Genomic DNA, 8,396 nt, shown 5'->3' with positions numbered 1-8,396 from the left:
CTCTGAGGTGTCTGTTAAACGCGTGGCGATTCACATACTGGTTTCACGGTACCCGCACTTCAGCTGACAATACTTTTGACAGTGGTTTACTTCCGCTGAACCAGACTGAGTCACTGGTGATGGATATGCTGGTAAATCTCGCACCAGACGTTGTGGTCAAAGAGAGATTGCAGGCGTGGAATTTTCATGCTGGCGTACCTGATACTCTCTTCCGGACGCGCACCAGAAACGAAATGCACTGGGGGCCATACGGGCACCTTGTACAGGAGGTTCATTTTCATGCCCGCAAACTCTGGCAGCACGATTATCTGCGGCTACCGGAGCTGGTAGAGGATGTCTGCAATGCTTACCAGAAAAAGTATGGGCAGGATCTTACAGAACATTATCTTAAGGTACTGAAACCCTGCATAGTCTGTTTCAGGGCAGATATTGAGTATGAAAAAGGTGCATTTGAAGCCGCGCTGAGTTACGCATACACGTCCGTTAGAGAATTGCCGCCGGATAGCGGTGCAGTGTTCGGTATTGATCGACATGGTATATCTGTTTGTCTCGATGAAATTGTGAACGTTGAATTCACGAAGTTGCATGAGCTTGATGGCTGAATCTTTTAGGTTGTACCTGTCATCCATACTACGTTTGTAAGTAACAGTGTTTCCTTCAGGATAAACTGGTTTGTGACAGATAATCTAAACAGCCTTATATATGTCTTTTAAGTTACTGTAATTATTTAACTAAAACACAGGCTTTGTTGTTTAGCAGCTCAAGTGTATTGTTATTATTAAATACGCAGTGTGACAAGCGAGCAAAAGATGACATCACTTATAGTTACTTCGTTACGCAAAACCGGTCCTTGCCTTAGCTCTGTACTTGTAGAGGAAATGCAGAAAACCCAGGGAGTTAATCGTGATACCGCGCGCAAACAGATTTCCCGGGCGGCTTCTGCAGGGCAGATCCACTGTGTTGACAAGCTTTTCCCCAAGCGCGAACGATTTATTTATCTGAAGCAGCAGTATGGTACCGGGCGCTTCTGGTCCAGTCTCAATACAGCCCTCCTTGATACCGGATCGGCCTACGGTCTTGCCCTGAGTTGCCTCCGGGCTCGCGGGGGGATCCTGCCGGTCAGGCATTTTCCTTCTGCCTGCGGTTCACCGGTAGCAATGAAAAACAGATTATCATGGAAGTCAGTTCTGGACGGTCTGCTTCAGTACAAAATGGTCAGGTTCGTTACGTTACCCGGTCTGGGGGAGTGTGTGGCCCTGACAGAAAAAAATGATAACGGGTATCAGCGCGCGCTCCATCCCCTCAAAGCGAGGCTGCTTACAGAGTCCGTTCTGATGAAATCCCTGAGTCAGTGGGTCCGACATAACGGTATCATCAGTTACGACACGCTGCGCACACGGGAAGAACTCGATTCAGATCAGGCGCCCTGTGTGGCAAATTTTGATTTTGACGTCACTGCTGCATCCTATCTTAATCCTCTTCTGCAGTTCTCCCGGTCAGGGGAAATTCGGCCTGGTTTCTTTGTCTGCGATATGCTTCTGGGCTGTAAGCTCAGTCTTGTGCACCTCCAGCCCTTTATTACAAAATGTCGTTCAATAAACAGCCTCAGGAACAGCCCAAGATGCCTGTTTATGTTTGTTGCCGACGAATACAGCGAAGAAGCTTTTCTGGAAATGAAGCGTGCCGGGATAATACCCGCGACACCGGAGAATCTGTTCGGAAAAGACTTTGCTGATGCACTCTTTCAGTTACGGGATCTGGTTGGTTCAATAACGCTCAGCTTAAGAGATAATATAGCCGCAATAGATGACATCATGTCCAAGCTTGAGAGTATTGCCGGAGTAACCAGTCAGCTTCAGGGGGATTTATTTGAATATATTGTCGCTGAGACCGTGCGCATAAACAGTAATGATGTTGAGGTTGGTAAAATATGTAAGTCAGAGAGGAAGGGGACTGCAGAATGCGATGTCCTGAGCCGACAGGGAAATGCAAAAATCACCTTTATTGAATGCAAGGGTTATAAGCCCTATTCGACAGTGAAACATGAAGATGTGAAAAGATGGATTGGTAAACAGGTGCCGGTATTCTTCGATTATGCCAAAAGGGAATACCCCAATGCTGAAATTAATGTTGAGTTATGGACTACTGGTAAACTCGGCGATGATTCTAGAGAGTCTCTTCGTAAGTTTCAAGAAAATAACTCAACTAACCAGCGTTATAATATAACCGTCATAGAGCCGCATGAGGTCCGGATAAGAATAAAGGCAACCTGGAATGACGCTCTTATCCGGGTTTTTGAAAAGCATTTCCTCAGCTATCCGGAAAAAATCGTTCGCCGTAAACATGTTCCCGAACCCGTCAGACTTGCAGGTCACGATGAGGCAACAGAATTCGACTTCTGATGCGGTATACCTGTTTAATCAGTGAGAAATTTTATGGACTACACAAAAAATCAGCATGTACTTTCTCAGTGGGTGCTACGCAACTTTCGCAGCGACGACACAGCCCTGTCTGCAAAAGAAAAGCAGCGAGTATGGTGTCACACCGTGTATATGACGCCTGATAAAGAAAACGTTCTTCACACGCAACCTCTGCCAATATCCAGTGTGGCAGTATCGAAAAACTGCTTTCGTCTTATTGATGCTGAGACAGGGCAGCCTTTCGATATTGAAGACGAACTGGGTGTCTACGAACGCCTGACCGCCGGGATCGTGAACGATATCATTCATGAGCACAATTTCTCACGCCTTCGTCACACGCAGCCGGAAGATTTTCCGGTAGAGAAACTCGCCAGTTTTGCGGTGATGCAGTTAATGCTCAATCTGCACAATCCACAAAATAAAAATCCGTACAAGCATGAAATGCTCGAACAGTTCCATGCAGATATACAGGATCACTTATCAGAATACATCCATTCGATAAATCAGTTGCCTCACACAAATCCTGAGTTAATGGACGATCATTTCTATCTCAAAATTTTGCGCGTTGCTAATTCAGTTTCTTCCGAAGAAGATAAAAGCAGAGCGCTGTTTGTTTTGTTTGGACTTTTATCAATTCTGAATAAACCAACTCTATATGACAAAATCAATATATTAAGAAACAAGATTTTTGCTGGTATCCATACCATTGAGGTTATTCATACAGGTCATGATTTCGACAGCACTGAACCCAGACCGGCATTCGCAATAGCACCCAATATCTTTTGTCTTTATAAAGATGAAAACAGAATTTATCTTCCTTTATCCCATAACTTTACTCTCAGCTTTATTACTGGCGTTGCATCATATTTCAATCCGCGAATAGACGTTTTTTCTCCTCGTCCCGAGCAACTAAAATGCAGCCAAGACCGGAGCCTAAACTTTTTCAAGGTCTCGTTTGATTACATTGACAATGTAATGACAACAATCGATATGTATAATGTTGGCTCTTCCAGTACTTTTTATTCAGCCTATGAGCTAAGCAAGCTTAATGAATATCTGGATAAGCAGGATTTGGATCATGCCTATTATTATACGCCGGAAAACCCTGTGCTTTGGCAATCTGCTCAGGAGGATGAATTATGAATGCGGATGCCGAAAGGTATTTCAGCGATCTTATCGAGGCCAAAAAGTTTAATGGCTATACGCTGGTCAGCGGAGAAGACTGGCAGAAGCCCACAGTCGACGAAATCCAGCTGGTCAGGGGACTTATCTCCCTTACTGACAGCCAGCTGGCCAACCGGCTGGCTGTGAACGAGCGGACAATCCGGAAGTGGAAATCAGGCCAGACCAGTATGGTGTACACGACCTGGTGCTGTCTGTGCTGGCTGGCCGGGCTGGGGATGCCGCTCGATAAGATTATCAATGGCTGAAGATACGTTTCCAGATGCGTCTGAAAATGAAGCGTCTCTGATATCGCCAGTGAGAACGGTAAATATGGGGGAGACGGTCATAGTTTTTCCAGAATAATGTCCAGCCCTGATACCCCTTCACTACTAACTGAATGATGCAGCCGGTTTGAAAGATGCCATATGCGATGGCGGTGAGGATGAGAAATACAGTCATACGATGTTCCTTATGTAAAACTGTATTTAGGAAATCCGACGCGGCCTTTAAGGCCGCCTTCCAAAAAAAAATGAAAAAAAGTTTTCCCAGACCTTTTGTTGCGATATTGTCACCACCATTCCATTAGTTTTGCTTACTAAGCAATAATCTCCACATCACAACAATTCACCGTTTTTTGTGCTTATTCTGCAACAATCTCTCTCTTCTTCTCCCGGGATCCGAAAACTCATTGTTCCGGATCTGCCTCAGGCGCACGGGCGCGCTGCGGCGCAGAAACACAAGATGTGCCACTCTGTCAGCTGCTGTTTCTTCTATATGTTGTGTTTACCCCCTTCCCCGTGACCCGTCGCGCAGGGGCAGATATTGCCGCTTTGCTTATTTCGTGTGCGTGGTACACTTCCGGAAACTGTTGAATACGCAAAAAATCGGATCACACCGAAACGGCCATCCGGTAATTTAACGACGTGGCTATATGGCTGCTTATTATCAGCCTGAAAATGATGACGGCAGGGGAAAATCCTCAAGCGTGACATTCAGGCGTGTGAGCAGGGAATGATTGCGCATGGTGATTATTTCCATGAGTATCTCTTCAAATGCTTCAGGAGGATCTTTGAATGCAGGTATCGAAATACATAACAGCTGACGCGTTAATTCAGGAACTCCATGATGAAGGACACGATGTCATCTATGAGCGAATTACTGAATATCCGGTTCTGAAAGGGGTCGCCCAGATCCCACCGGCAAAACATTTACTCACTCAGGAAGGATACGTCGTCGGGATCTTCGTTGAACCTATGGGAGGATGGCGCCGGCGTGAAAGCGATGACTGCGTCAGTGATGAACCTGGTATTGAAGACAACCCTTTTAAGGTGAAGCACGATGTTAATGCGTCCCGGAAAATAATCCGACGCCTGTAGGAAGACGCTTTCAGCAAGGCGGGATTTCTCAGTAAAGGAGGGATTATGTGTGATTTATGCAGGGCGGACGGGAATTACTTCCATACGCCGGAATGTGTGTATGGCCAGCTGGTCAGTGAGTACCCCGTGATGTGGCTGCGGGATTCGACCCGGATTGGCGCCTGCTACACCCTCCGTGAACTGCTGTCGCCGGAAGGGATGGTGCTGGCCATACAGAACGCACCTCCCGTGACGGGATGGCGGCTGCGTATGCGGTATAACGAGGCCACAGATGAAGAGATCGACCCGCAGCGCGGGGACTGTATCGAGCTGCCCTCCAGGACGGACGCCCTGCTGGCCTTTGAGTCGTTCCGTGGTAGCGCGGCGTCAGTATGAACGGCGGGATTTTTCATTTACAGAACCATACAGAAGGGTACTGGCATTATGGGAAGCATGAAAGACCAGATGATGGATATTGAATCTGAACGATTTGATAAATGGCTTGCGGAAAATTATCCGGATGTTGTCCCCGGCTCAGAAGAATGGGAACAGGCCGCTAACCTTTATTGCTGGGAACAGGAGTATCTCGCCGATCAGGCTCAGTGGGATCATGAACACGGGCTGTTTGTGGCTTCCCTAAACAATGTTCATCAGCGTTACCTACACGCCATGCAGGAGTTGAAGGGGCTGTATACCCTGCTCGATACAGAGCAGCCTGAACTGGTGTACAGGATGTCTTTCGTCCATGCCGTGACGGTCATGGAGGCGTACCTGATGTACTGCGCCAGGGCTCTGCTGGAAGAGGACTTGCCGCTTACACGGTTCAGGGATGAGTTTTATATGAAGTCCGATAAAATCAAAAATCCGGTAAAACATGCTGCCCGTGACATGGCTCTTTCTCTGTTCCGGCCTGCGGCGCAGAATTTTGTTTCCCGGATGACGTTTCATAACGTAAAAACCATTGAGCGCTATTTCGAGACTGTGCTTCATATACCGCCCGTCTGGCCAACTGAGCCGCTGGGTATCATCGCAGACTGGCGAAACGATCTGGTACACCGCAACGGTGTGGATGAGCATGATGTGCCACGAGTGATATCAGCGCCGCAGCTGCAGAGCGCCCTGCAGAAAGTGTCGGATCTGATAGAGGCTGCAGATCATTCCCTGCGTCTGGAAGTGGACTATTTTGGTAACTCGCGTACAGAAGAAAACCGGGAAATCATTGCGGCAGCACTGCGCATATCCCCGGGCAGAGAATCATCCTGATGACCGGACTCGTAACCCTGGGAGGGTATTCGGCCACAGGTACTCAGTTACCAGTTTCTATCGACTATCCGGCGGCGCTGGCCCTGCGTCAGATGGCACTGGTTCAGGACGAACTGCCGAAATACCTGCTGGCCCCGGAAGTGAGTGCCCTGCTCCACTATGTGCCCGACCTTCACCGCAAGATGCTTCTTGCTACCCTGTGGAACACCGGCGCCCGTATTAACGAAGCACTGGCCCTGACCCGGAGTGATTTTTCCCTGGCACCGCCCTACCCGTTCGTGCAGCTGGCCACACTCAAACAAAGGGCTGAAAAAGCCGCCAGAACGGCTGGCCGTGCGCCCGTCGGCAGTCAGACTCACCGGCTGGTACCGCTTTCTGATGCGAACTATGTCGGTCAACTGGAGATGATGGTGGCCACGCTGAAAATTCCTCTTGAACGACGTAATAAGCGAAGCGGCAGAACCGAGAAGGCACGCATCTGGGAGATCACCGACCGGACGGTTCGCACCTGGCTCAGCGAAGCAGTTGAAGCCGCAGCGGCCGACGGGGTGACGTTCTCCGTGCCGGTGACCCCGCACACGTTCCGTCATTCCTACGCGATGCACATGCTGTATGCCGGTATACCACTGAAGGTGCTGCAGAGTTTGATGGGGCATAAGAGCATCAGTTCGACTGAGGTGTATACGAAGGTGTTTGCGCTCGATGTCGCGGCACGGCACCGGGTGCAGTTCCAGATGCCGGGCGATGAGGCGGTAGCGTTGCTAAAAAATAGATGATTAAGATAGCAAGATAGTAATTTATTATCTTGCTATCTTAATGGGTTATTAAGTTATTAAGTTATTAAGTTATTAAGTTATTATTTTAATCTAGATTTTTCAATGAGTTGAGATATTTCTTCTCGCGATAAATTTTCTAACGCCATCACTGCAGCTCTAACTACATCTGATCTATTGACTCTCCTGTTCCCTGATAACATCTCTTCCCTTATGACATTATCAATTGAGCTAAGATTCTCTTCAGCAAGAGAGATGCTGACTGGTTTTGCTTTACTAGTCGCAGGTTTATTACTTGGTTCGTCAAGATTTTTTGCAGTAAGGCCAGCTGAACCTCCGTTTATAAACGAAGCTTCATCCTTTGGCGGCGTATGTGCTCTATTTCTCACAGAATGATCTCCTTAACCAGAGCTTCAATTTCTTCTTGGGCTTTGATGTTCTGTGTTTCAAAAATAGTCATTGATTCGGCCCAGGCATCCCTGTGAGCTTTTCTGTCACATACGCGAGCATTAGACAGATTCATTTCCGGAAAGTCTTTGAGAACATCCGCCGCCTGATTAGCTTCATTAACGAACATGTTAGTTGGTGTCATATTCAACACTAAATACCCACGTACAGACTCGTTGAAATCTTTAGCAGCAGTAAAAACAGAGCATGTATGAGGTACAACATCCAAATCCATTTGGGACGGTCGTAAAGGGGAAATAAACACATCTGCAGCCATTAATCCACTTCGCATCTCTGCACTGTCACGGCCAGCACAATCGGCGATTACAAAGTCATAAGACTTTTCATGCTCTTTAAGCATGGCTTTGATGTTGCCGGACGCTCCAGTCACAGGCATATGAGGCAAGTTCTCTGGTCGATTGTTATACCAGGTTAGCACTGATTTTTGATCGTCGGCATCTACAATGAGAACTCGCTTTCCTAATGCCATAAGATATGCAGCGATGGAAACTGCGAGCGTACTTTTACCTACTCCACCTTTTTGACTACCAAGAACAATGATCATATTCCGCACACCTTGTTTGTTATCTTATTAAGATAATAGGATAACAAGCATTAATTTTCAATATGCGCCTGAGTTGATATTTTGTTATCATATTAACTTAATATGTTAACAATTACATTAAATTCAATGCATTAAAATACAATATTATTATCTTACGATCTTAACAAGATATTACGATAACAAAATATTATCTTGTTATCGTAATCGCACTTTTGAGTGAAGGAGTAAAGCAATGGACCTGGTGTGGAAAAAAAATCCAAGGGGAAGGCTTGAAAGGAAACTGAATCTGGCAGAGAGAGAGGCATTGCTGCATGTGTTCAGCAACGGTCGAAAACCCGCTCAGGCTGATTTACGTATAGCAAATTCTGTGCTTGAAGTGAAGTGGTCAACAAAAACTGGCCACCGCGTT

Annotated in this window: 11 protein-coding genes; 8 read left to right on the top strand and 3 right to left on the bottom strand. The window is 46.9% G+C overall.

The window, feature by feature from the left end; translation table 11 throughout:
- From HMPREF3143_RS10930 to HMPREF3143_RS10915, 4 genes are all read left to right on the top strand, one after another.
- A partial coding sequence (locus HMPREF3143_RS10930; RefSeq protein ID WP_175441120.1) for a hypothetical protein occupies positions 1-602 on the top strand: 602 nt, incomplete at its 5' end.
- 207 nt (positions 603-809) lie between these two features.
- Positions 810-2,402, top strand: coding sequence for a hypothetical protein (locus tag HMPREF3143_RS10925; RefSeq protein ID WP_032673386.1), 1,593 nt, complete (start codon positions 810-812; stop codon positions 2,400-2,402).
- 33 nt (positions 2,403-2,435) lie between these two features.
- Complete coding sequence (locus tag HMPREF3143_RS10920) at positions 2,436-3,563, top strand: DUF4238 domain-containing protein (RefSeq protein ID WP_032673385.1); 1,128 nt, start codon at positions 2,436-2,438, stop codon at positions 3,561-3,563.
- Entirely contained in the window at positions 3,560-3,850 is a 291-nt protein-coding gene (locus tag HMPREF3143_RS10915; protein WP_032673383.1) for a helix-turn-helix domain-containing protein, read from the top strand. The genes HMPREF3143_RS10920 and HMPREF3143_RS10915 overlap by 4 nt, the downstream gene beginning before the upstream one ends.
- Here the strand turns inward: HMPREF3143_RS10915 and HMPREF3143_RS10910 are convergent.
- Positions 3,840-4,043, bottom strand: coding sequence for a hypothetical protein (locus HMPREF3143_RS10910; protein WP_020219159.1), 204 nt, complete (start codon positions 4,041-4,043; stop codon positions 3,840-3,842). The two genes, HMPREF3143_RS10915 and HMPREF3143_RS10910, sit on opposite strands and share 11 nt — an antisense overlap.
- Before the next feature lie 614 nt (positions 4,044-4,657).
- Here HMPREF3143_RS10910 and HMPREF3143_RS10905 point away from each other — a divergent pair.
- The 4 genes from HMPREF3143_RS10905 to HMPREF3143_RS10890 are packed head-to-tail and all read left to right on the top strand — an operon-like array spanning position 4,658 to position 6,978.
- Complete coding sequence (locus HMPREF3143_RS10905; protein WP_033488145.1) at positions 4,658-4,960, top strand: hypothetical protein; 303 nt, start codon at positions 4,658-4,660, stop codon at positions 4,958-4,960.
- A 45-nt stretch (positions 4,961-5,005) separates the two neighbouring features.
- Positions 5,006-5,335: a hypothetical protein gene (locus HMPREF3143_RS10900; RefSeq protein ID WP_033488146.1), complete on the top strand. Its 330-nt coding sequence runs from the start codon at positions 5,006-5,008 to the stop codon at positions 5,333-5,335.
- 48 nt (positions 5,336-5,383) lie between these two features.
- Entirely contained in the window at positions 5,384-6,202 is an 819-nt protein-coding gene (locus HMPREF3143_RS10895) for a hypothetical protein (RefSeq protein ID WP_033488147.1), read from the top strand.
- Positions 6,202-6,978 carry a site-specific integrase gene (locus HMPREF3143_RS10890; protein ID WP_033488148.1) on the top strand — a complete coding sequence of 259 codons (777 nt, stop codon included), beginning with the start codon at positions 6,202-6,204 and terminating at the stop codon, positions 6,976-6,978. Before HMPREF3143_RS10895 ends, HMPREF3143_RS10890 begins: the two co-directional genes overlap by 1 nt.
- An 80-nt stretch (positions 6,979-7,058) precedes the next feature.
- On the opposite strand, the gene HMPREF3143_RS24780 is transcribed toward HMPREF3143_RS10890, so the two are convergent.
- Positions 7,059-7,364, bottom strand: coding sequence for a hypothetical protein (locus HMPREF3143_RS24780; protein ID WP_071530977.1), 306 nt, complete (start codon positions 7,362-7,364; stop codon positions 7,059-7,061).
- A complete protein-coding gene (locus HMPREF3143_RS10885; protein WP_008502208.1) occupies positions 7,361-7,987 on the bottom strand; it encodes a ParA family plasmid-partitioning AAA ATPase in 627 nt (208 codons plus the stop codon). Before HMPREF3143_RS10885 ends, HMPREF3143_RS24780 begins: the two co-directional genes overlap by 4 nt.
- Positions 7,988-8,396: the final 409 nt, after the last annotated feature.

The organism is Enterobacter sp. HMSC16D10 (genome assembly GCF_001807145.1).
Lineage (GTDB): Bacteria > Pseudomonadota > Gammaproteobacteria > Enterobacterales > Enterobacteriaceae > Enterobacter > Enterobacter roggenkampii.
The sequence above is the reverse complement of the archived record's forward strand: the minus strand, read 5'-3'. Positions and strand labels throughout refer to the sequence as shown.